At 74.3% G+C, this 21752-nt stretch carries 21 protein-coding genes; 7 read left to right on the forward strand and 14 right to left on the reverse strand.

Going from position 1 to position 21752, the window contains the following annotated elements; all coding sequences use genetic code 11:
* Positions 1-139: 139 nt before the first annotated feature.
* The 8 genes from ABTW95_RS25295 to ABTW95_RS25330 form a co-directional block, all read right to left on the reverse strand.
* Positions 140-907, reverse strand: coding sequence for a ribosome hibernation promotion factor (locus tag ABTW95_RS25295; protein ID WP_500227573.1), 768 nt, complete (start codon positions 905-907; stop codon positions 140-142).
* Between the two features lie 53 nt (positions 908-960).
* Positions 961-1521, reverse strand: coding sequence for a GNAT family N-acetyltransferase (locus ABTW95_RS25300; RefSeq protein WP_396446459.1), 561 nt, complete (start codon positions 1519-1521; stop codon positions 961-963).
* 43 nt (positions 1522-1564) lie between these two features.
* Positions 1565-2536 (reverse strand): hypothetical protein, encoded by a 972-nt coding sequence (locus ABTW95_RS25305; protein ID WP_396446460.1) that lies wholly within the window; start codon positions 2534-2536, stop codon positions 1565-1567.
* A complete protein-coding gene (locus ABTW95_RS25310; protein WP_396446461.1) occupies positions 2533-4977 on the reverse strand; it encodes an AAA family ATPase in 2445 nt (814 codons plus the stop codon). Before ABTW95_RS25310 ends, ABTW95_RS25305 begins: the two co-directional genes overlap by 4 nt.
* Positions 4977-6146, reverse strand: a complete 1170-nt coding sequence (locus ABTW95_RS25315) for a metallophosphoesterase family protein (protein WP_500227574.1) — start codon at positions 6144-6146, stop codon at positions 4977-4979. The genes ABTW95_RS25310 and ABTW95_RS25315 overlap by 1 nt, the downstream gene beginning before the upstream one ends.
* Before the next feature lie 17 nt (positions 6147-6163).
* Positions 6164-7909 (reverse strand): ATP-binding protein, encoded by a 1746-nt coding sequence (locus ABTW95_RS25320; RefSeq protein WP_500227575.1) that lies wholly within the window; start codon positions 7907-7909, stop codon positions 6164-6166.
* A gap of 213 nt (positions 7910-8122) precedes the next feature.
* Positions 8123-9514 carry a DEAD/DEAH box helicase gene (locus ABTW95_RS25325; protein ID WP_500227576.1) on the reverse strand — a complete coding sequence of 464 codons (1392 nt, stop codon included), beginning with the start codon at positions 9512-9514 and terminating at the stop codon, positions 8123-8125.
* A gap of 139 nt (positions 9515-9653) precedes the next feature.
* A complete protein-coding gene (locus ABTW95_RS25330; protein ID WP_024936225.1) occupies positions 9654-9857 on the reverse strand; it encodes a cold-shock protein in 204 nt (67 codons plus the stop codon).
* A 267-nt stretch (positions 9858-10124) separates the two neighbouring features.
* Here ABTW95_RS25330 and ABTW95_RS25335 point away from each other — a divergent pair, with 267 nt between their 5' ends.
* The 3 genes from ABTW95_RS25335 to ABTW95_RS25345 all read left to right on the forward strand — a co-directional run bounded on the left by ABTW95_RS25335 (position 10125) and on the right by ABTW95_RS25345 (position 13207).
* Positions 10125-10352: a hypothetical protein gene (locus ABTW95_RS25335; RefSeq protein ID WP_396446465.1), complete on the forward strand. Its 228-nt coding sequence runs from the start codon at positions 10125-10127 to the stop codon at positions 10350-10352.
* A gap of 351 nt (positions 10353-10703) precedes the next feature.
* Positions 10704-12023 (forward strand): hypothetical protein, encoded by a 1320-nt coding sequence (locus ABTW95_RS25340; RefSeq protein WP_396446466.1) that lies wholly within the window; start codon positions 10704-10706, stop codon positions 12021-12023.
* A complete protein-coding gene (locus ABTW95_RS25345; RefSeq protein WP_396446542.1) occupies positions 12020-13207 on the forward strand; it encodes a hypothetical protein in 1188 nt (395 codons plus the stop codon). The genes ABTW95_RS25340 and ABTW95_RS25345 overlap by 4 nt, the downstream gene beginning before the upstream one ends.
* Positions 13208-13329: 122 nt before the next feature.
* Here the strand turns inward: ABTW95_RS25345 and ABTW95_RS25350 are convergent, their stop codons facing one another.
* The 4 genes from ABTW95_RS25350 to ABTW95_RS25365 form a co-directional block, all read right to left on the reverse strand.
* Positions 13330-13941, reverse strand: a complete 612-nt coding sequence (locus ABTW95_RS25350) for a hypothetical protein (protein ID WP_500227577.1) — start codon at positions 13939-13941, stop codon at positions 13330-13332.
* A gap of 89 nt (positions 13942-14030) precedes the next feature.
* Complete coding sequence (locus tag ABTW95_RS25355) at positions 14031-14381, reverse strand: hypothetical protein (protein WP_396446468.1); 351 nt, start codon at positions 14379-14381, stop codon at positions 14031-14033.
* The gene (locus ABTW95_RS25360; protein ID WP_500227578.1) at positions 14378-16891 is read right to left on the reverse strand and encodes a CHAT domain-containing protein; all 2514 of its coding nucleotides are present in this window, start codon (positions 16889-16891) and stop codon (positions 14378-14380) included. The genes ABTW95_RS25355 and ABTW95_RS25360 overlap by 4 nt, the downstream gene beginning before the upstream one ends.
* A gap of 63 nt (positions 16892-16954) precedes the next feature.
* Complete coding sequence (locus ABTW95_RS25365) at positions 16955-17797, reverse strand: SAM-dependent methyltransferase (RefSeq protein WP_396446470.1); 843 nt, start codon at positions 17795-17797, stop codon at positions 16955-16957.
* Positions 17798-18064: 267 nt separating this feature from the next.
* On the opposite strand from ABTW95_RS25365, the gene ABTW95_RS25370 reads away from it, so the two are divergent.
* Positions 18065-18496, forward strand: a complete 432-nt coding sequence (locus ABTW95_RS25370; RefSeq protein WP_396446471.1) for an SPW repeat protein — start codon at positions 18065-18067, stop codon at positions 18494-18496.
* Between the two features lie 137 nt (positions 18497-18633).
* Here ABTW95_RS25370 and fdxA read toward each other — a convergent pair whose 3' ends face one another.
* Positions 18634-18975 (reverse strand): ferredoxin, encoded by a 342-nt coding sequence (fdxA, locus tag ABTW95_RS25375; RefSeq protein ID WP_396446472.1) that lies wholly within the window; start codon positions 18973-18975, stop codon positions 18634-18636.
* A gap of 98 nt (positions 18976-19073) precedes the next feature.
* On the opposite strand from fdxA, the gene ABTW95_RS25380 reads away from it, so the two are divergent.
* Positions 19074-19535, forward strand: coding sequence for a DUF2249 domain-containing protein (locus ABTW95_RS25380; RefSeq protein ID WP_396446473.1), 462 nt, complete (start codon positions 19074-19076; stop codon positions 19533-19535).
* Positions 19536-19579: 44 nt separating this feature from the next.
* Here ABTW95_RS25380 and ABTW95_RS25385 read toward each other — a convergent pair whose 3' ends face one another.
* Positions 19580-20053, reverse strand: coding sequence for a hemerythrin domain-containing protein (locus ABTW95_RS25385; RefSeq protein WP_396446474.1), 474 nt, complete (start codon positions 20051-20053; stop codon positions 19580-19582).
* Between the two features lie 155 nt (positions 20054-20208).
* Here ABTW95_RS25385 and ABTW95_RS25390 point away from each other — a divergent pair, with 155 nt between their 5' ends.
* The gene (locus tag ABTW95_RS25390; RefSeq protein WP_396446476.1) at positions 20209-20577 is read left to right on the forward strand and encodes a metal-sulfur cluster assembly factor; all 369 of its coding nucleotides are present in this window, start codon (positions 20209-20211) and stop codon (positions 20575-20577) included.
* Positions 20578-20608: 31 nt separating this feature from the next.
* Positions 20609-21712: an NAD(P)/FAD-dependent oxidoreductase gene (locus ABTW95_RS25395; RefSeq protein ID WP_396446477.1), complete on the forward strand. Its 1104-nt coding sequence runs from the start codon at positions 20609-20611 to the stop codon at positions 21710-21712.
* Positions 21713-21752: the final 40 nt, after the last annotated feature.

A 21752-nucleotide genomic window follows, 5' to 3' on the forward strand; every position in this document is an offset into this window, starting at 1 on the left:
ACGACGACGCCCTTGCCTCCGGCTCGGAGTTAGCACCACCTCTTCCTCCAGGGGACTTTCACCCCCAAGCAATCGCCCATGCTGGGCGCACCATGAGAAGGCCGCCCCGCCGAACCGGCGGGGCGGCCCTCCGCGGCGGTCACGGCGTGGATTCGAGGAGGCCGTAGTGGCCGTCGTAGCGGTGGTACAGGACCTTGCCGCGGCCGGTGGCACCGTCCACGAAGAACAGGAACGGCAGGCCGAGCGCCTCCAGGCGCTCGATCGCCTCCTTCTCGGAGATGCGCGGGGCCGGGTGCGGGCTGACGGTCAGCGGGATCGCCACCGGGCCGCGGAGGTCGGCGTCCGGGTCCGTCAGGGCGAGCCGGTAGCCGCCGTCGTCGCGGTAGAGCACGGCGTCCCGGCCGGTCTCGGCGTCGGTGAACAGCCAGAAGTCGTAGTCCATGACGTCCATGTCGAACGCGGCCTCGTCCGGGGTCTGCGTTTCGGGCGCGAACGTCTTGCGCCGCACGATCTCCCGCTCGTGCGGCGGGAGGACGGAGCGGACGGGCCGGTGCGCGTTCCGCCCGGCCTTCGGGGCACGGGACGCCTCGCGCCGGCCGGCGATGCGCTCGAACCTGGCGCGCAGCAGGTCGGGCAGGAGGTCGACGGCCTCCTGCATCGTCTCCGCCGCGGCCTCCACCCGCACCAGGCGGCCGTTCACGTCGACGTTGGCCTGCGCCATCGCGGGGCGCTCCACCGCCGGGTCGGGAGCGGTGGACAGCTTGACACGGGCGAACAGAACCGGGCCGGGCGCCTGCCTGAACGACGCGGCGACCTTCTCGCGGGCCGCCTCGACGAACCGGTCCGGGACGTCGCCCCTGACCTCGAAGGCCACGTCGACGTCCTGCAGATTCTTCGCTTGCACCATGCGTCCCCCTCGTTCGGTCTTATCTCCACCCTTCGGTATGGGGGTCGGAGCCACTAGGGACGAACGTCCTTCCAGCGTACGGCGGTAATGCGGTACAGGACGTGGCGCCGCAGGCGATGGCCTTCGGGCACGAGCGGGTGCTCGAAATCGCCGGACGGGTCGCGGGACATGCCGATGCGCCGCATGACGGCCTGGGACCGCACGTTCAGGACGCTGGTGAAGGAGACCACCTCGTCGATATGGGCGTCGTCGAAGGCGTAGCCCAGCGCGCGGAGGGCGGCCTCGGTGGCGTAGCCGTGGCCCCAGGCGGACCGGGCGAGGCGCCAGCCGATCTCGACCGCGGGCGTGAAGTGGGCCTGGAACCGCGCCACCGACAGCCCGGCGAAGCCGATGAACTCGCCCGTGGCGGCGACCTCCAGCGCCCACAAGCCGAACCCGCTTTCGTCGAAGCGCGCCTCGATGCGGTCGATCAGGGCGTCGCTCTCGGCCCGGCTGAGCGGCGCCGGGAAGTGCTCCATGACCTGCGGGTCGGCGTTCAGCGCGGCGAACGGCTCGCGGTCGGTCCCGGTCCAGCGGCGCATGAGCAGGCGGTCGGTCCGCAATGGGGAGGTCACCGGCCGACCCTACTGGGCCGCGTGGTCCGGCGGGACGCTCCCCTCAACGCGTCGCGGTGCGGAGCGCGCGGTAGAGGAGCCCGGGGTCGCCGAGGCGATGGCGGAGCAGCTTCTCCAGCGCGCCGATGGGGACGAGGTTCTGCGGTGCGCGCGGATCCTTGTAGCCGACGCCGGCCAGGTGCGGGATGAGCGCCGTGCACTCGTCGGCGAGGTCGGCGACCTCGGTGCGGGAGAGGTCGGCGGCGGCCTCGCAGCGGGCGATGCCCGCCCAGGGCGCCCCCGAGGGCGCCGGCAGCCGCAGGTACCAGGAATGGCGCGCCCAGCTCGTCGTCATGAGGAAGACCGGGGTGCGCTGGCCGGGCCGCAGCGCCGCGAGCACGGCCGCCTCCGGCCCGGACAGGTAGGCGGCGTGGTGGGTCTTGACGTACCCGATCGTGCGCGGCAGGTGGGCGCGGCCGCGCAGCGGCCCGTCCACGATCAGCAGGTCCTCCTCCGCGGAGGCCGACCGGTACCGGGTCGCGAGGCTCACTTCCAGGTCGCTGAGGGTCCGCTGGAGCGCGAGCGACAGCTGCTCGGCGGTGCCGCCGCCGGCCCGCACCGCCGTGTAGGCGCCCGCGCCGGTTTCGAGGTCGCGGGCGTGCGGGGACGGGGTGAACAGCGACCGCCGCACCGCCACGTCCGCGAGTTCCGCGCGCCCCCCGGGGACGCGCCGCACCACGCCCGCCGCGCAGGACGCGGCGATGCCCGCGGCCGGCATCCCGCCGGACGGGTCGCCGACCCACACCCTCGCCTCGATCCGCCGGACCCCGTCGGCGACGATCAGCCCGCCGGGCGGGGCCTCCCGCGGGGCGGGGGTGATCGGGCGCCACCGGCCGGACGGCATCTCCACGTCCAGGTCGAGCTGGACGGACGTGGCGTCCAGCTCGGCGAGCGCATCGGCGGTGACCGACGTCGCGTACGCGGGGTCCCAGGGGTCGATGGTGATCGTCGTCGCCGACGGGGGCGCCGTGGTCACGCCGTCCTCCTCTCCAGGTGCGAGCCGGTGGCGTCGCGGCGCACGTCGAACCGCACCGGGACCCGCTCGGCCAGCGCCGGGACGTGGGTGACGATGCCGACCATGCGGTCGCCGCCGGAGGCGAGCCGCTCCAGCGTCGCGGCGACGGTGTCGAGCGTCACGGGATCGAGCGTGCCGAACCCCTCGTCCAGGAAGATCGAGTCGAGGCTGCGCGCCGCGGCGCCCCCGCCGAACCGGGCCACCTGGTCCGACAGCGCCAGCGCGAGGGCGAGCGACGCCTGGAACGTCTCGCCGCCGGACAGCGTCCGCACGCTGCGGCGCAGCCCCGCCTCCGCGTAGTCGATCACCTCGATGGAGTTCCGGCCGTCCAGGGCGAGCTCGAACTGGCCGTCCGACAGTTCGCGCAGCGTCTCGGACGCGCCCATGACCAGCAGTTCCAGGGCCTCGCCGCACAGCCAGTTCTCGAAGTTGTCGGCGCGCAGCCGCACGGTCAGCTCGTGCGCGACCGCGGCCTCCGCGCGGTGGCGGCGGGCGTCCCGGACGAGCTCGGCGGCCATCCGGCGGTCGCGGCGGATGCGCTCCAGCCGGTGCTCGGCCTGGTTGCGGGCGTTCAGCACGGCCTCCCAGAGGGAGTCCGGCGCGCCGGACGCGGCGATGCCGTGCTCGGCCAGCTCAGCGGCGATCGCCTGGCGCGCCCGTGCCCGGCGGTCGCGGAGGCCCTCCAGATCGCGGCGCAGGGCTTCGGCCGCCTCACGGCGCGCGGCCGCCTCGCGGTCGCGCCAGGCGAGCAGGGCCGTCCACGCGGCGTGCAGGTCGGCGCGGTCGAGCGGCGGCGCGCCGAGCGCGACCACGGTGTCCCGGGCCTCGTCCAGCCGGGCGAGCCCCCGGGCCGCGTCGCCGGACAGCTCGTCGCGCCGTCCGGCGGCCTTCGCCGCGTCGGCGCGGGCGGCGGCCACCTCCCGCCGGGCGTGCACGATGTCCTGCTCGGCCGCGCGGATGTCGGCGAGGCGCCGCTCGACGTCCTCGGGGTCGGGGTGGGCGCGGATGCGCTCGGCCTGCTCGTCGAGGTTCTGCCGGAGGGTGTCCAGCCGCGCCTCCAGCCCCGACAGCGCCTGGCCCGCGGCGTGCGCGGCCCGCTGCGCGGCCTCGAACTCGGCGCGGCGGTCGTCGACGGCGCGGTCCGCCTCGCTCATCCGCGACGGGACGTGGCGTTCGGGCAGCCGGGCGACCTCGGTCAGGCAGACCGGGCAGGGTTCGCCGACCACCAGCCGGGCGGCGAGGCCGGCGGCGGCGTGCTCGTCGCGGACGCGCTGCCGCTCGTCCTCGGCCTGCCGCAGGCTCGCGCGGGCGGCCTCGGCGTCCGCTTCGGCCTCGGCCAGCACGCCGCGCGCCTCCGCGATCTCGCCCTGGACGTCCTCGATCTCGGCGCTGATCCGCGCGTGGTCGCGGTGCGCGCGGCCCGCCAGGTCCAGGACGGTCTTGTCGCCGAGGCGGGCGAGCCGGTCGTGGGCGGCCGACTCGCGTTCCTCGCACCGGGCGGCCTCCCGCGCGAGCCGCTCGGCCTCGTCGCTCGCGGCCCGCAGGTCGTCCGCGAGCGTCGGGACGTCCTCCGGCATGGCGAGCGCGGCCAGCGCGGCCAGCGCGCGCTCGCCCTCGTCCGCTTCCGCCTCCCGCTCCCGCACCTCGGCGTCGGTCCGCTGGAGGTCGTCGAGGGCCGAGCGCACCCGCTCGGTCAGGGCGCCGAGCCGGTCGAGGTGCCGCGCGGCCTCGGTCTCGGCGGCCTCGTCGGCCTCCGTGAGCTTGCCGAGCTGGGCCTCGGCGGCGGCGGCGCGGGCCTCGGCCGCCTTCTCCTCCTCGCCCGCCCGCTGCTTGACCAGTTCGAACTTCCCGGCGTCCAGGAGCTGGACCAGGAGGTCCTGCCGCTTCCTCGGCTCGGCCTGCAGGAAGTCGGCGAAGCGGCCCTGCGGGAGGACGACGCACTGGGTGAAGAACCGGTACTCCAGGCCGGTGATGCGCTCGACCGCCTCCGTCACCCGCTCCCCGGCGGCGATGCTGCGGACCTGCGCGGCGAGCAGCTCCTCGACGCCGAGGGCGGGATCGGCGGCCGGGTCCAGCTCGTCCAGCCGCGCCTCCCGCGTGGTCACCGCGCCGCGCGCGCTGCGGGCCAGCGAGCGGACGACGCCGTAGCGGCGGCCCGCCGTCTCGAACACGAGCGCGACCTTGCCCGCGTTGGCGGACGGCGCCAGCGCCAGCTTGATCACGTTCTCCTTGGCCCAGCGCGGCACCGACCCGTACAGGGCGAAGCAGACCGCGTCGATGACGGTGCTCTTGCCGGACCCGGTGGGGCCGACGAGGACGAAGTAGTCGACGTCGGCGAGCCGCACCGTCGTCGGCGCGCGGTAGCTGCAGAAGTTCTCCATGTGCACGCACAGCGGACGCATCAGTCCCCCTGCTCGTCGATCTCGTCGTAGAGGCGGTCGAACAGGGCCACGACCCGCTCGTCCTCGTGCCCGGTCTCCGCGAGGTAGGTCCGGAAGAGCCGCCTCGGCGTGGGCGGCTCCGCCCCGGCGGCGGCGGCCGCGCGGCGGCGCGCGGCCGTGGGCCGGAACGCCTCGTCGATGTCGACGGTGAGCGCGTTCGGCAGGACGTCCCGGACGTCGTCGGCGAGCCCGGCGCGCGGCTTCTCGCGGACCACGACGCGCAGCCACGCGTCCCCGAGTTCGCCGGCCATCGCCTCCAGCTCCGGGAGGGTGCCGCTGACCGTGCGCAGGACGCGGGCGCCCCGCAGCGTCACCTCCCGCACGTCGGCGGGGCGGCCCGGGCTCACCTCCACCACCAGCGCGCCCGGCGTGTTCTGCTCCTCCCCGAAGTCCACGGCGATCGGCGACCCGCTGTACCAGATCGGGCACGGGCCGGGCATCCGCTGCCGCCGGTGCAGGTGGCCGAGGGCGGCGTAGTGCGCGGACGCCGGGAACGCCGAGGACTCGAAGTAGTACGAGAAGATCGTCTGCGCTTCGCGTTCGCCGCCGCCGAGCCGGCCGCCCGGCAGCGTGCCGTGCGCGGCGATCAGGTTGACGGTGTCGGAGCGGAACCCGGCGGTGAGCGCGTCGGCGAGCTGCGCGAACCGGTGGGCGTAGTCGCGGTTGTGCTGGTCGGGGGCGCCGGTGAGCGCCTCCAGCGCCCGGACGACGTACCGCTGCGACAGGAACGGCATCGCCGCGAGCCTGACGGGTTCGCCGGCCCTGCTCGTCCACGTCAGGACCCCGCCGTCCTCCGGCGGGCGGAACCGCCCCACGACCCGGATGCCGAGCCGGCCCAGCACCGGCCGGTACACGGCGTCGAGCAGGCGCGCGTCGTCGTGGTTGCCGGCGAGGACGACCACTTCCCGGCCCCCTTCGCGCAGCGCCAGCAGCGTCTTCATCACCAGCGCCTGCGCGGGCGGCGTCGGGACGGCGGAGTCGAAGACGTCGCCGGCGACGATGACCGCGTCGACGTCCTCCGCCCGGGCGACGCCGACGAGCTCGTCCAGCACCTTCGCGTGCTCGTCGGCCCGGGACCGGCCCCGGAGCACCTTGCCGACGTGCCAGTCGGCGGTATGCAGGATCTTCACGTCCACCTCCGGGCGGATCAGAAGGGCGGCACTTCGTCGTCGTCCGCGGCGCCGAGGCCCGCGAACGGGTCGGCGGCCCGCCCGTCCGCGGCGGGCGGCCGCGCCCGGTGGCTCGCCTCCGCCGGGCGGGTCGCCCAGGCCGGGAACGGGAACTCGACGGCGAGCGGCACCGGGATCTCGGGCTGGCCGACGAACATCGTCCCGGGCCTGGCGATCGTGGCCCGCGCCCGCGCCGCCGGCGGCAGCCATCCGTACTCGCCGCGCCCCGCCTCCGCCGCGTCCAGCCGCCCCGCCACCCGGACCGCGCAGTTGGCGACGATGCGGCGCTCCACCTCCGACGCCGTCTGCTGGGCGCCGATGAGGATCACGCCGAGCGACCGGCCGCGCTCGGCGACGTCCAGGAGGATCTCCTTGATCGGGGAGCCGCCCTCGCGCGGTGCGTACTTGTTCAGCTCGTCCAGGACCACGAACAGCAGCGGGCGGGCGCTGCCGGTGCGCTCCTTGTCCGCGAACTCGCCGCGCAGCACGACGCCGACGACGAACCGCTGCGCCCGCTCGGGAAGGTTGTGCAGGTCGACGACCGTGACCTGGGTGCGGGACGTGCTGATCGTCCGGTCGGCGCGGGCCGGGAGGTCGCCGCGCAGCAGGGGCGACAGGGCCCGCACGGACGATCGGAGCCTGCGCAGGAACGCGTTGACGGTGCCGAGCCCCATCAGCTGGGCGCCCCATTCGCGGCGCGCGTCCTCGTCGGTCAGCGCGTCCTCGATGACGCCGACGAGGTCCTCGTAGGTGCGGCAGACCGGCCCGTCGCCGAGCCGCACCGCACCGCCGTCCCCCACCGCCCCGGCCGCGTGCTTCAGCCTGGCCGCGACCTGCCCGATGAGCATCGTGTACTGGGCGCGCTCGTCCTCGGCGTCCGCGAAGACGTAGCGGAGCAGCTCCTCCTCGCAGAACTCGGCAAGGGTCCAGTAGAACGGGCTGACGTCCTGGGTGCGCGCGGACACATGCGGCGTCCCGTTGGGGTCGCCCGGCCTGGGCGGCGCGAAGACGTGCACGCTCTGGAACGGGCCCGGCGTCAGCCCGAGCTTCCGGTACGCGGCGCGCGCGTCCTCGTCGAGCCGGTTGTTGGCGTGGTCGAGGAAGAGCAGGTCCTCTCCCTTCACGGAGAAGATCAGCGCCTTGGTGTTGTGGGCCTCGGCGCCCAGCGCCCCGGAGTTGAACACCGAGTACAACAAGAAGGTGGCGAACGACGTCTTGGTCGCCACACCGGAGATCCCGGAGATCGACACGTGCGCGCCGCGCGTCCCGTCCAGGAAGTCCATGTTCAGGTGGACGGGCTCGCCGTCCCGCCCCAGCCCGACCGGGACCCGCCGCTCCATGACGTCGAAGTACAGCGCCCGCCGCCGGTCGTCCTCTCCGGCCCGGCGGGCCTCCGTCCCCGGCAGCGGCGGCACGTACACCTCGGGCTCGACCCGCGTGACCGTGACCTCGGCGGACTCGACCACGGCGGCCGGCAGCACCCCCTGGACGATCAGGAAGACGTCCGAGTCGTAGGCGGCGCCCTCGTGCCGGGCCTCCACGTTCGTCACGACGCCGGCGATGAGCACCTCGCCGCGTCCGGGCACCTCCCGCCGCGCGGCGATCACCTCGTCCAGCTGGACGACCGTGCCCGGTTCCAGCCCCACCCAGAACGTCAGCGGCGTCGCGGTCTGCGTTCCCAGGACGCGCCCGACGACCTCCCCCGCCTTCCCCGCCTCGTCCATCGCGTCACCCCGTCATCACCCGCTCACCGCGTCACCAACGGGCTTACCACGCGAAATCCCGGCAGCGGAAAGCGACCCGGAGAACTGACCGCTTTCCGCCACCGCAGCGTTCGCTCCGCGTTCCGGCAGGCCAGGAACCCGCCGCCGTGTCCCGCCGCCGCGCCGGCCGGCCGCTTCGGCGTGGACCGGCCGCGGGCGCCGCGGCCCGCGGCGTCAGGTGTTCAGCGAGGACTGGCGGCGGCGCGGCCCGCGGTCGCGGGGCGTCCGCGGCTTGCCCGCCTTCGCCGCCTGGTGCTTACCGGGCCGGGGCTTCGCGGTCTGCGCGGCGGGCGCCGGGGCGGCCGCGCGGGACGGGGCGCGGGCGCCGGTGATGCGGGCCAGTTCGGGGTCGCCGGGACGCACCCGGCTGGTGTGCGGGGTGATGCCGGCCTTGCTCATCAGGTCGTCCATCTCGCGGCGCTGCTCGGGCAGGACGAGCGTGACCACCGTCCCCGCGCGTCCGGCGCGGGCGGTGCGGCCGCCGCGGTGGAGGTAGTCCTTGTGGTCGGCGGGCGGGTCGACGTTCACGACGAGGTCGAGGTCGTCGATGTGGATGCCGCGGGCGGCGACGTTGGTGGCGACGAGCACGGTGACGTCCGCGCCGTGGAAGCCGTTCAGTGCGCGGTTGCGCTGCGACTGCGTCTTGCCGCCGTGCAGGGCGGCGGCCCGCACGCCGCGCGCCGTCAGCTTCTTGACCAGGCGGTCCGCGGCGTGCTTCTTGCCCACGAACATGATCACCCGGCCGGTGCGGGACGCGATGTGCGCGGTCGTCTCGTGCTTGTCGGCCTCGGCGACGTGCAGCAGGTGGTGCTCCATCGCCGCGACCGCGCCGGCCGGCGGGTCGACCGAGTGGGTGACCGGGTCGCCGAGGAAGCGGCGGACGAGCCGGTCGACGTCGCGGTCGAGCGTCGCGGAGAACAGCATCCGCTGGCCGCCGGGCGGTGTCCGCTCCAGCAGCCGGGTGACCTGCGGCAGGAACCCCATGTCGGTCATCTGGTCTGCCTCGTCCAGCACGGTGATCCGCACCTCGCCGAGCCGGCAGTCGCCGCGCTCGACCAGGTCGGCGAGCCGTCCGGGGGTGGCGATCACGACGTCCGCGCCGCTCTTCAGCGCGTTCGCCTGGCGGGAGATCGGCAGGCCGCCGACGACGGTGGCGAGCCGCACCGCGACGGCGTCCGCGTAGGGGCTCAGCGCGCTCTCGACCTGCTGGGCGAGTTCCCGGGTGGGGACGAGGACCAGGGCGAGGGGGGCGCGCGGCGCCGCGCGGTGGCCGGCCATGCGGGAGAGCACCGCCAGGCCGAAGGCGAGCGTCTTGCCGGAGCCGGTGCGCCCGCGGCCGAGGACGTCCCGTCCGGCGAGGGCGTTCGGCAGGCTCGCGGCCTGGATGGGGAACGGGGCCGTCACCCCTTGGCGGGCCAGTTCCGCGAGGAGCGGCGCCGGCATGCGCAGCTCCGAGAACGACTCGACAGCGGGGACCGGCGCGGTGGACGCCCTCGGGGGAACGGCGTCGCGCCGCTTCGCGGGGCGGCGGCGTTCTCGTCGGCCGGGCTGGGCGGTGCGGGGCATGGGAGAGACCTTCCTCGAAAGCGGTGCGCGTCGAGGAGGTGCTCTCAATACGAACCGGAGTGGAACCGGCGGCACTCGCGGCCGCCGGGGCGGAGCGGGGCGGGCGGCCCCGGGAGGGCGCCCGCCGCGCGGCGTGCGCTCAGGCGGGGACGATGTTCTCCGCCTGCAGGCCCTTCTGGCCCTGGGTGATGTCGAACGACACCTTCTGGCCCTCCTGGAGCTCGCGGAAGCCCTGGGCGGCGATGTTGGAGTAGTGGGCGAAGACGTCGGCGCCGCCGCCGTCCTGCTCGATGAAGCCGAAGCCCTTTTCGGCGTTGAACCACTTCACGGTACCGGTGGCCATGGTCGGTCTCCTTCTGATCGGTCCCGGCCGCACACCGTGCGCGGCCGGGGCGCCGCGATGGCCCATCCGGAAAATTCCAGAGCAACAAAAAATGCGCCTGCCGAAGTAGATCCGCAGGCGCATGCACATGTCTTGGGAACCGCAACTGCCTCGACGCTACCACACGGTTCGCGGGCCGGTGCCGGAACCCGGATTTTACTGTGACGTTTTCCATATCACCTGCTGAACACAGTCCGCGGACGACCCGCGGGAGCGCATACTGCAAAGGTGAAGTCCACTGAACCCGGCAGGCGGCGACACCTGCCCACCAGCCCGTTCAAGCCACCGCCCGCCGCGCCGCCGGCCAAGACCTTCGAGCCGGACGACCGGGTCACCCACGACAAGTACGGGCTCGGCCGCATCCTGGAAGTCCACGAGGGCCGGTCCGTCCTCGTCGACTTCGGGACCCAGAAGGTGAAGATCCCCGCTCCGTTCAGCAAGCTCTTCAAGCTCTGACTCGCGCCTCGCCCGGCTTGCGGGCGAGCTTGCCGACCTCCGCCTTCTGGTCAGAAGTGTGCGCCCGCCACCACGAGCTCGGCCCGGGGCGGGTCAGCGGGCGGCGAGGCGGCGGGACGCCGCCGCGCGTCCCCGGGTGATCCGGCGCGGATGCCGTCGTTCGCCGTCGCCCCGCTTCGGCCGTCGCCGTTCTCATTTCAGCCGGCCGGACGCTCCGCCCCATTGCGGTCCGCCGACCCTTGCACCGGCCTGGGAATTGGGCATGGCCGAAACCGGACGCCGGTCCCGGGGAACCGTCCTGTCCCGATCGGGCCTCCAAGGACCGGCACTCGCCCCCGGCCTGGAGTTCGCATGCCCGATTCCCAGTACGAATCCGGTCTCGTGCGCCGGTTGCGGACGGACCGCAACTGGCGTGTCGGCGCGATGGCCGCGGCGCTCGCGCTCGTCCTGGGCGGCACGGTCGCCGCGGTCGCCGCGCAGCGGTCCGAGCCGGCGGGCATCTCCGACGGGCCTCTCACCGCCGCGCCCGCGACCGCCGACACCGTGCCGGCCGGCCGGATCGTGAAGAAGATGCCCGCCGACTGCGGGGTGTCGAAGCGCACGGCCGCCAGGCTCGCGCCCGGTTCCGACCCCGACGCCGAGAAGGGCGGCCTCTTCCGCGAGGGCGGCCCCGGGAGCTGCATGTGGTACTCGCTGGACGACGGCAAGGTCAAGTGCGGCATCTGCACCGGCGACTTCCGCAACGAGCGCGTCCTCAACGTCGACATCGTCCTCGCCGGGAACCGCCTGCAGTCGCCGATCGGCGAGGCGATGCGGCAGATGGACGAGCCGCCGTCGCCCGTGCGCGGCTCCGCCCCGCCCGAGATCGTCGAGGGGCTGGGCGAGGAGGCCACCGCCCGCTACTCGGCGGAGACCGATACCGGGGGCGCGATCGTCAAGTTCCGCGTCGGCAACGCCGTCGCGACGGTCCGCTACCGGGGCTGGGACGCCGTACGCGGCGAGCGCAGGACGATCCCGAAGAAGACCGCGCTGGACGGCGCCTTCGCGGCGGCGTCCGAGACGGCGAAGAGCCTGGGCACGGCGGCGCGGCCCGTGGTGAGCAGGGTGAAGCATCCGGTCACGCCGCCGGTGCGGCACGTACCCAAGCCGTGCGACGCCGTCCCGGCGGCCACCGTCGACAAGGTGGCGCGCGGCGCGTACCGGGAGCGGGCCACCGCGTCCCTGTTCCCGGCCCTCACCTTGCCGGGGACGTCCACCGACGCCTGCGCGTGGAAGGCGCGCACGTCCCGGTTCGCCGACGAGGGCCAGTCGCGCACCCTCACGGTGGCGATCATCGTGGAGGACGACCGCCTCCCGGGGCTCGGGGCCTTCCAGGCCGGGCGCCGGTACCTGGCCGCCTACGAGAACCTGCGGGCGGGCAACACTCCCGGGTCGGACCGGTTCACCGGCTTCAAGCCTCTGGCCGGCCCCGGCGACCGGGCGTTCGCGGTCACCCGGGTCGCACGCGGCTCGTCGGGCGGCGACGAGGGATTCGTGGCCTTCCAGAAACGCAACCTGCTGGTCGAGGTGTCCTACCGGGGCGCCGATGAGGAGACGCCCTTGAGCGGGAACCGCCTGATCGACAGCGCCTACACGGTCGCCGTCGCGGTAGAGAGGTCGCTGCGGTCATGACGCAGAGCCCGCGCCCCGCCGCTTCGCCGGACGGGACCGGCGGAGCCGTCCTGTTCGCCGCGGTCTTCGTCATCGTGCTCAGCGTCGTCCTGGTGAAGGCGCTCCCGTCGCCCGGCCCGCTCGACCGGCTGCCCGACCCGCCGGCCGGCCCCGACCGGGTGCCGGAGGGGCCGATCGTCAGCGCGTACCCGGAACGCTGCGGCGTCTCCGCCGCCACCCTCGCCCGGCTGGTGCCCGGCACGCGGACGGCGAAGGACGGCGGCCAGGGCACCTGCACGTGGTCGTCGCGGAAGGACGACCGCAGGTCCGAGCGGTACCTGTCGGTCGGTTTCGCCGTGTTCCCCGGCACCCCGCTGCGTCCGGGAGCGCCGCAGACCGGGCGGGCGCCGGTCGCGGCGGCCATGATGGCCCTGGGCCCGAAATGGTCCAGCGTGTCCAGCACGGCGGTGGCGGGCCTGGGCGACGAGGCGTTCGTGCAGGTCTCCCCGTCCACTGGCGCGACGGTCGTGATGCGGGTGGGGAACGCGAACGTCACGGTCCAGTACCGCTCGCTCTTCGGAGCACTCCCGGAGGGAACGGCGCGGGACGGCGCGTTCGCCACCGCGTCCGAGGTCGCCGCCGCGCTGGGCGCGCGGACGCCCGCGCACCCAGCGATCGCCCCGGCGCCGCGACCGGCCCCGCCCCGAACGCTCCCCGACCTGTGCACCGCCGTATCCGAGCGGACACTGCACATGCTGGTGAGGGGCGACGACATCACCGGCACCTCCGACTCGCCCGGCAGCGCCCGCACCGTCAAGGACGCCAAGATCGGCGGCTGCTCCTGGACGTCCGAAGACCGCGAACTGGCGGTCTCCGCGACGGCCATGCCGGGCTCGGGCCTGATCGACGGCGCCGGCCTCGCCACCCGCGAATACGTGATGCGGCACGTCGACGCCCGCGCGGAGGAGACGCTCAGCGTCCACGACAGGAAGTACTTCCGCGCCGTGACCGGCCTGGGCGATCAGGCGTTCGCCGTGCAGATCCCCGAGGTCATCCCCGGCGAGGTCGTCTTCCGAGACGGCGACGTGCTCGTCCGGGTGACCTACGAAGCGAGGGACAAACGCAAACCGCTAAGCCGCGCACACGCGATCCGAGGCGCCTACGCAGCGGCAGAAGAGGTCGCCGAGGCACTGGCCACACGCTGACCACCCGGCTCCGGCGTCCCGCACTCGCTGACCTTCGAACCACCGCGGCGGGGGTGGTCCTCCCGGCCCTCCCCCGCCGCGCGGCCCGGTGCGCCTTGGGCGGTCCCATGGGGTCGCCGGCTTCAGGGACAGGTGGCGGGGACGCGCATGTTCTCGATCTGAGCGAACGGGATCTTGGTGGGGCGGGACGTTCCGGATCGCTTCACGACGGCGGTCTGAGCATCGGCGGAGGCCAGTTCGCCGCAGGCGGTCACGGTGCCGGACGCGCCGGGCGGCCGGTACTCGATGCTGATCAGCGCCTCGGCGGGGGCCGGAGGCGCCCACCACCAGGCGAGCATGCCGGCCGCCAGCAGGCTCAGGGCCGGGATGAGGAGCCGGCGGGCGTGCTTGAGCTGGACGGCGGCCCGCTGCGCCTGGGCCACGCGGAACGCGGCGATGGTGACGTAGCGGGCACGGATGTCGGCCGCCCGGACGAGACCTGGCTCGCCGGCGGCGGCCTGCAGAGCACGCCACAGTGCGGCGATGGCCAGCGCGAGGCCGAAACCGAGCATGATCGTCAACGTGAGGCGCCAGCGGACCGGCAGTTCGGCGGCCTTCTCCGGTCCCTTCAGCAGGAGCGCGGTCGTGACGAGGGTGACCAGTGCGGCCATGCCGGTGCGCCAGCGCTCGGCGCTCTCCCGGACCTGCCGGACCGACTCGGCGGCCAGCGCCGCGAAGTCGTCGGCGTCGCGCATCGCGGCCGGGTCAGGGCCGCGGGTGGGCCGTGGCAGCTCGGGTCGTCGCGGCTGGGACGGTGGTGGCGACTCGGGTCGCGGCGGCTCGGTCATGGCATCTGGACGGTGGCGATGACCCGGTAGGCGATGCCGCAGCCCTTGCCGGTCTCCGGCCGGCCCGGGTGCTCACGGCCGCAGTCGCACCACAGGTCGATCTCCCTGACCTCGGACTCGACCGGGTCGACTCCGAGGGTGCCGCGTTCGGTGACGGCGGTGTGCACTTGGCTGTCCGTGAACTCGTGTCCGCACCGGGGGCACGGGCCGCTGACGACGCTGACCTCGACGTTGTCGACGATCCTCACTTCGGCCTTGATCTTCTCCTCGACGAGCAGGTCGTACGCCTTCAGAGTCCACGAGTAGTCGAACCCGCCGGTCTCGAGCCAGGATTCGGGTGTCGTCATTCAGTGCTCCCCTCGGAGGCGGTGTAGGCGCCCAGGCAGACGAGCGGCGCCCAGTGGTAGAGGGCCTGGGCGCGCAGGACAGGGTGCTTGAACAGGGCTTCGCACGCTTGACGCACCGCTTCGGGCAGGGGAAGGCGTCCGAACTGGTGCAGGATCCGGTTCACGAGCATGGTCGCCTCATCGGTGTCGGCGAGTTCGTCCAGGCAGGACAGCACCTCGTGGCTGCCGCGCAGCAGCGCCACCAGGCCGAACGACACGGGGTCCGCGGGGATCTCGCCGGGCGGGGCGCCGCCCCAGCAGCACACCAGGGCGAGCCGGCGGGGCGGGCGCGCGGTCAGCATGTCGGCGAGCGGCAGCACCTCGCCCGGGGCGAGCTCCAGGTAGACGGCGCCGTCGTTGTGGCGGCCGTGCGCGACGACGGCGAGCAGGCCGGGACCGCCCTTCAGCAGCGCCGTCCTCACGTCGCCCGGCCCGGACGCCGCCTGCCACGATGCCGCCGCCGCGAGTTCGTGGGCGGACAGGTCCGGGTTCCGCCAGGCCATCCGCTCGCCGTCCGGAACGGGCTCGGCCGCCCGCCGGACCAAGGCGCGGTGCACGGTCAGCGACGGGCAGAGCCTGAGCCTGGCCCGTCCGGCCAGGACGCGTCCGGACGGCAGCCGCACAGCGGGCCAGGGCAGCCGCCACATCGCACCGATCGGCAGGACGACCAGGTCGCCGTGGCCGGGACCGTCGAGCGCCTCAGCCAGACCCGGCGGAAGGACGTCCTCCCAGGAAGGCCCGCGCACGGACGGGCCGAGGCGTTCGGCGACGGTCGGTGCTCCGCCGCGCTCGATCAACCATCGAAGATGCTCGCTCGCGGGAGCCCTGCCGCAGCCGGTGGCGCCGGACGGGTCGCGCCACAGCCAGGCCAGCTCCGGCTCCGGGGTGCCGGTCAGGCCGTATCCGCAGAAGAGCACGTGGCAGCCGGGCGGCACCGCGCCCAGCAGGTCGCTCGCCTCGGCGGGGTCGGCGGGCAGGTACAGGGCGGCGGCCGCGTCGTCGGCCTCGGCGGCGGCCCGGCCGGGAAGCGTGCTGCGCACGGCGGTGGCGCCCAGCAGCCGCTTCACCCGCTCCTGCCGGGACGTCCCGCCTGGCATGGGGAGCCTGCCCAGCAGCCGCTGGTCGGCGCGGGCCAGCATGTGGGCGGCGAGCCCGTCGTCCGGGACCCGCGCGTCCTGCTCCACCATCCCGGCGAGCCGGCGTCCCGCCAGGCTCTCCAGCACGTAGACGGCGGCGTCCAGGTCGGCGGAGTCGACCGCGCAGCGCAGGGCCGCACCGTACATCCCAGTGAACCGCTTCCGGTACTCCACCTGGACGTCGTGGCGGTCGCTGCCGGCGCGCAGCCGCTCCAGCTCCTGGATCGACCTGATGCGTTCGGCCGTCTCCTCCTCAGGGCCGGCGTTGGCCCCGCGGCTCAGGGCGAGCCCGTCGAAGGCCCGGACGGTGCCGACGACGTCCTCCATCTCCCGGTACCCGCCGAGGACCTCGCGGTAGAGGCCCTCGGCGGCCGGCCAGTCGCCCTCCTCCCTGGCCGCCCGGGCGAGTCCCTCCAGGGCGTTGAGCCGGCCGCGCCGGTAGCCGTGCCGCGCGGCCTCCCGCTCGGCCCGCCGGTACGCCTCCCGGGCCTCGCCGTACCGGGCGGCGGCCACCGCGACGTCGCCGAGCTGCTCCAGCACGTTGACCCGTCCGATGACGTTTCGGGCCGCGTCGAAGGCGACCTCGGCCTCGCGCAGCATGTCGGCCGCGTCCCGCAGCCGTCCCTCGCTCTTGAACACCGAGGCCAGCCGCTCGTGGACGTTCCCGAGGCCGATGGGCGACCCCAGCCGGGCGAAGGCGCGCCGGGCCGCCCACATGTGCCGCCGCGCGGCGGGCAGGTCCCGCTGCCGCATCCTGGTCTCGCCGAGGCCGAGCAGCGCGTTGGCCTGGTAGAGCCGGTCGCCGAGCTCCTCCGCGAGCCGCGCCGCCTCCTCGAAATGCGACTCGGCCTCCATCAGCGGCCCCTCGACCATCAGCGCATACCCGCAGGAGACGAGGGCGCGCATCAGGCCGGGGCGGTAGCCGTCCGCGCGGGCGATGCCGATGCCCTCGCGGAACAGGTCGAGGCACCTGTCGTCGTCCAGTTGCCGGGCGGCGTCCCCCAAGCCGATCAACGCGTGGACGGTGACGACCCTCAGCCGGGTGGAGTACTCCAGGCCGGCCAGCCGGGCGAACGGCCCGGCGGCCTCGCTCGGGGCGCGGCCCAGGGCGACGTCGCCCTCGTGCTCCAGCCGGAGGATCTCCTCCCAGCGCGCCTCGCCGAGCGGCTCGCCGAGCGTCGCGGGCAGGACGGCCGACTCGTCGAGCAGATGCAGGAACCTCGACCGCAGCTCGACCCGTCCGGGACTGCGGAGGCCGGCGAGCGCGCGGTGCGCGTCCGCACGCTCCGTCGCCTCCGTCCACGCCCGGTAGAGGACCCTCGACACCTCGTGCATGCGCACATCCTCGCCGCTGCGCGGCGGCCTCCCGGGCGGAACCGGCGGGTATGCCGAACCCGGTCAGGCGGGTTTGACGGCGACGCCGCCGAAGGCGCCGGCCTGGGAGCGGTCGAGGGCGGCGTCGCGGGGGTCGCCGTCGGGGCGCCACTCGGTGACCGGGACGACGCCGGGGTCGAGGAGGTCCCAGCCGGCGAAGAAGCCGGTGATGCGCTCCTCGGAGCGCGGCGTCAGGTTCACGCCGGCCGCGCGGTAGGTGCGGACGACGTTCGCGGCCTCCTCCGGGTCCGGCGCGAGGTCGGTGGTGGAGTGGGAGAAGATCATCAGGCTGCCGGGCGGCATGGCGGCCTTGTAGTGCTCCAGGATCGCGCCCGGGTCGTCCTCGTCCGGGACGAAGTGCAGGAGGGCGACGGTGAGCAGCGCCACCGGCCGCGTGAAGTCGATCAGGGCGCGGGTCTCGGAGGCGGTGAGGATCTTCTCGTGGTCGCGGTAGTCGGCGTCCAGGTAGGCGGTGCGGCCCTCGGGCGTGCCGGCCAGCAGGGCGCGGGCGTGCGTCAGGACGATCGGGTCGTTGTCGACGTAGACGACGCGGGACTCGGGGGCCACGGCCTGGGCGACCTCGTGGGTGTTGTCGGCGGCCGGGATGCCGGTGCCGATGTCGAGGAACTGGCGGATGCCCATGGAGGCCGCCAGCCTGACCGCGCGGCCGAGGAACCGCCGGTTGGCCTGCGCGCCGACGGCGACGTCGGGGAAGATCTGCAGGACCTTGTCGGCGGCCTCGCGGTCAGCGGCGAAGTTGTCCTTGCCGCCGAGGTAGTAGTCGTACATGCGGGCCGAGTGCGGGACGTCGGTCCGCAGGTCGAGGGACGGCGCGTGGTCGCCCGGCCAAGGATCGTTCTCCGCCACCAGAACCCCACCCTGTTTACATGTCACCCGAATAAGTGATCTTTGCCGACATGCTATCCCGGTACGCCCCGTCCCGCCCGCGCATCAGGAAGAACGTCGGACTAGCGCATGCGGAGGAGTCGGTCAAGGGGCCGGTGGGAAAAATCTTGGCAGAGGACGTTAGGGCCGCATCGTCCCGGTCATAAATATCGTGAAGCGATATAACGGCCGCGGTCGCGGCCGGGATCGCCGAGAGCCGTGGGGACGACGAGAGGAAGGGGAGAACCCATGACCACTCATCCTGCGGGAAGCATCGAGCAGCACCCCGACATCGTCGAGATGCGCGCCCGGTACGAGGCGGCGGCGGAGACTCCCGTCGCGCAGGGCGTGACCGGTGTGATCGCCCTCACGGGCCTGTACCTGGCGGCGTCCCCGTGGATCGTCGGGTTCAGCGGCCTGAGCAACCTCACGATCAACAACCTGATCATGGGGGTGGCGCTGGCCCTGCTCGCCGCGGGCTTCGCGTCCGCCTACGGCCGCACCCACACGCTGACCTGGACGGCCCCGATCATCGGGATCTGGACGATCATCGCCCCCTGGGTGGTGGCCGGTGACATGTCCACGACCTCGACCATCTGGAACAACGTCGTGACGGGGGCGGTCGCCGTCGTCTTCGGCGCGGCCGCGATGGGCGTGGCGGCCATGCGGAAGAACGTCTGACGGTCCGACGGGGTCGGGGCCGGCGCCTGAGCGCCGGCCCCGGCTCATGCTCGCGCGGGGTCTCAACACGGTCGTCCACGGACGCCCGGCCGTCCCGCCGCCGCGCGTCCGCAGGCGCGCGCGAACCGGGCGGGCGGCTACTCGGGGCGCGGGTGGGAGGCCACGAGGGGCGTGTCGACGCCGAGGGCGCCGAGCTTGGTGGCGCCGCCGGGAGTGCCGAGCGGCTCGTCGCGGCCGGGCAGCGTCTCGGCGAAGAACCTCGCGTTGTCCTCGCGGTAGGGCTCCAGGGACGCGGGCAGGTCGTCCTCGTAGTAGATCGCCTCCACCGGGCAGACCGGTTCGCAGGCACCGCAGTCGACACACTCGTCCGGATGGATGTAGAGCGAGCGCTCGCCCTCGTAGATGCAGTCGACCGGGCACTCGTCGACGCAGGCGCGGTCCATCACGTCGATGCACGGCTCACCGATCACGTAGGTCACGGCAGGTCTCCTCAGCGGCGTTGTCGGCGCCCCCTATTTTGCACTACTGTTCTTGTATAAACAAACCAAGGCTGGATAAATCCAGGGAGGCGGATTCGGTGAGCACGACGCAGGAGCCGGTGCCGGCGCTGACCCGGCTGCTCTCGCGCGCGGTCCGCGCGCTCGGCCGGGCGGGCCACCCCGTCGACGCGAGCCGGCTCGCCGCGGACGGGTGGGCGGTGCTCCGCCACGACCATCCGGGCGAGGCCGAGCGGCTCAACGGCGTCCTGCACTACCTGGCCCGCCTGCCCGGGAACGACCCTGCGAAGGAGACCCGCATGACCGCTGAGGACCGTCCGCTCGACGTCCGCTCCGAGGCCCCCGCGCGCCGCCACACGCTCATCTTCGAGACGTGGCAGTCGCTGGGCGACGGGGAGGGCTTCGTGCTCATCAACGACCACGACCCGAAGCCGCTCTACTACCAGTTCGCCGCCGAGCACGACGGGGAGTTCACCTGGGACTACCTGGAGCAGGGGCCGGAGACGTGGCGCGTCCGCATCGGCCGCACCGCCGCCGCCTAGCGCGGCCGGGGCGGCCCGGTCGCCGGGCCGCCCCTCCCCGCCGGTCAGGCCCGCGCGCCCTGGCACACCCAGCCGTCGGGCGTCCGGCCGGCGGCGAGGAAGCCGTGCAGGTGCTCGGCCGCCTCGGGCGACAGCACCGCGTCGGCCTGCGGGTAGAGGATCGGCTCCTCCTTGGAGTTGTGCCGGTCCAGCATGGCGAGCAGCTCCTCGCAGCGGCGCCCGGCCGCGTCGGCGGCCGCCCCCTCGGCGAGCTCGGCCTCCAGCCCGTCCATCGCCCGCCACAGCTCGCCGTGCTCGCGCAGCATGACGAAGACCGGCGCCATCAGGCCCGCGTCGCGCAGCGGCGGGAACAGGAACTCCTCTTCGAGGTAGATGTGGCGGCGCAGCGCCTCCAGCGCCCGCTTGAGCGGCGCGGTGTCGGGCGCGCCCTCCGCCAGGCCGGCGGTGAAGGTCTCGATCCCCTCGTCGATCTCGCGGTGCTCGCGCTCCAGCGCCGCGGACAGCGTCTCGCTCCCCATGCTCGTCTCCCTCGTTCGTCCGGACTCTCCTCGTTTTTATACAACACCATCTGTAAAAAATGGGGGCGGCCGGTCCGAGCGGCCGCCGCCCCGGCCGAACCGAAGCGCCGCCGAGGAAGCCGCGGCGCGGGTCCCCGACGGAAAGGACATGCGCCATGAGCAAGCACGGCGACGCCGAGCCGGCCGCCCAGGCCGGCCAGGTGACGGCATGGCTCGCCGACACCCCCGACACGCAGCTGCTCCGCGAGATGCTGCGGGAGGTCCTCGACCCGGAACTCGGCGTCAACATCATCGACCTCGGCCTCGTCTACGACGTCGGCGTGACCGACGGGGTGGCCCAGGTGCGGATGACGATGACCACGCCCGCCTGCCCGCTCAGCGGCTACTTCGAGGACACGATCCGCGCCGCGCTGTGGGGCGCGCCCGGCGTCCGCGACGTCGAGACGCAGATCGTGTGGGATCCGGTCTGGGAGCCGGACATGATGACCGACGAGGCGAAGCAGATGCTCGGCTGGCGCGGGTGACCGCCCGTCCGGAACCTGCGACTCTGGAGGCGTGCGCATCGTCATCATCGGCGCGGGGATCATCGGCGCCGCCCTGGCCGACCGGCTCGCCCGCGACTCCGGTACGGCCGGGGTGACACTGGTCGAACAGGACCGGCCCGGCGCCGGGACGTCCGGTGCGAGCTTCGCCTGGCTCAACGCCAACGACCCGGGCGACCCCGCCTACCACGCGTTTCGCGTCGCGGCGCTGCGGACCTGGCGCCGCCTGGCCGCCGGGTTCGGCGACCCCGGGTGGTTCCGCGTCACGGGCAACACCGCCTGGGCCGTCGCCGACCGGGCCAAGGCCGAGCTGACCGACCGGGTCGAGCGGCTCTCCGACCTCGGCTACGCCGCCTCGCTGATCACCGAGGCCCGCCTGCGGGACCTCGAACCGGCCGTGCGTCCGGCCCCCGGAGCCGTCATCGCCCACTACCCCGACGAGGGGTACGTGCACGGCGCGGACGCGGTCGCCGCCCTGGTCGGCCGGGCCCGCGGCAACGGGGCGCGGCTGATCACCGGAACGCCCGCGACCCGGCTCACCCAGCGCGGCGACCGCGTCACCGGCGTCCGGCTGGGCACCGGCGAGGACCTCGGCGCCGACCTCACGATCTGCGCGGCGGGCCGGCGCAGCCCCGCCCTGCTCGCCACCGCCGGCCTCGGCCTCCCCCTGGTGGACGCCGAGGCACCGGGGTCGGACGCGCCCGGCCTCACCGCAACGACCGGACCGGCGCCCGGCCTGATCAACGGCGTCGTCCACTCCCCCGGCATCGACGTGCGTCCCGCGCCGGGTCGCGGGCTGATGCTGGAGGCCGGCGACCTGGACGCCGCGACCGACCTCGGCACGCCGCCCTCGGAACTGGACGCCCGCGCCGCCGAACTCCTCGCCCGCGCCCGCGCGCTCATCCCCGCCCTCACCGCGCGCATCGAAGAGGTGCGCCGCTGCGTCCGGCCGCTGCCCGCCGACGGCCGCCCGCTGATCGGACGCCACGCTCCGGGCCTCTACACCGCCGTCACCCACAGCGGCATGACCCTCGGCCCCCACCTGGCCGACCTCATCGCCGCCGACCTCCACGAGGACGAGCCTTCGCTCGCGCCCTACCGGCCCGACCGCCGCTGACGCCGGGGCCGGGTTGGCTACTCTGGGACTGACAGGCCGG

This window comes from Spirillospora sp. NPDC127506 (genome assembly GCF_040302145.1).
Classification (GTDB): Bacteria; Actinomycetota; Actinomycetes; order Streptosporangiales; family Streptosporangiaceae; genus Spirillospora.

What these genes read in the sequence shown, in the direction of transcription:
- ABTW95_RS25295 (WP_500227573.1), bottom strand. Translation starts at nt 907, where the DNA reads ATGGTGCAAGCGAAGAATCTGCAGGACGTCGACGTGGCCTTCGAGGTC.
- ABTW95_RS25310 (WP_396446461.1), bottom strand. Translation starts at nt 4,977, where the DNA reads ATGCGTCCGCTGTGCGTGCACATGGAGAACTTCTGCAGCTACCGCGCG.
- ABTW95_RS25320 (WP_500227575.1), bottom strand. Translation starts at nt 7,909, where the DNA reads ATGGACGAGGCGGGGAAGGCGGGGGAGGTCGTCGGGCGCGTCCTGGGA.
- ABTW95_RS25325 (WP_500227576.1), bottom strand. Translation starts at nt 9,514, where the DNA reads ATGCCCCGCACCGCCCAGCCCGGCCGACGAGAACGCCGCCGCCCCGCG.
- ABTW95_RS25330 (WP_024936225.1), bottom strand. Translation starts at nt 9,857, where the DNA reads ATGGCCACCGGTACCGTGAAGTGGTTCAACGCCGAAAAGGGCTTCGGC.
- ABTW95_RS25340 (WP_396446466.1), top strand. Translation starts at nt 10,704, where the DNA reads ATGCCCGATTCCCAGTACGAATCCGGTCTCGTGCGCCGGTTGCGGACG.
- ABTW95_RS25345 (WP_396446542.1), top strand. Translation starts at nt 12,020, where the DNA reads ATGACGCAGAGCCCGCGCCCCGCCGCTTCGCCGGACGGGACCGGCGGA.
- ABTW95_RS25350 (WP_500227577.1), bottom strand. Translation starts at nt 13,941, where the DNA reads ATGCGCGACGCCGACGACTTCGCGGCGCTGGCCGCCGAGTCGGTCCGG.
- ABTW95_RS25355 (WP_396446468.1), bottom strand. Translation starts at nt 14,381, where the DNA reads ATGACGACACCCGAATCCTGGCTCGAGACCGGCGGGTTCGACTACTCG.
- ABTW95_RS25360 (WP_500227578.1), bottom strand. Translation starts at nt 16,891, where the DNA reads ATGCACGAGGTGTCGAGGGTCCTCTACCGGGCGTGGACGGAGGCGACG.
- ABTW95_RS25370 (WP_396446471.1), top strand. Translation starts at nt 18,065, where the DNA reads ATGACCACTCATCCTGCGGGAAGCATCGAGCAGCACCCCGACATCGTC.
- ABTW95_RS25385 (WP_396446474.1), bottom strand. Translation starts at nt 20,053, where the DNA reads ATGGGGAGCGAGACGCTGTCCGCGGCGCTGGAGCGCGAGCACCGCGAG.
- ABTW95_RS25390 (WP_396446476.1), top strand. Translation starts at nt 20,209, where the DNA reads ATGAGCAAGCACGGCGACGCCGAGCCGGCCGCCCAGGCCGGCCAGGTG.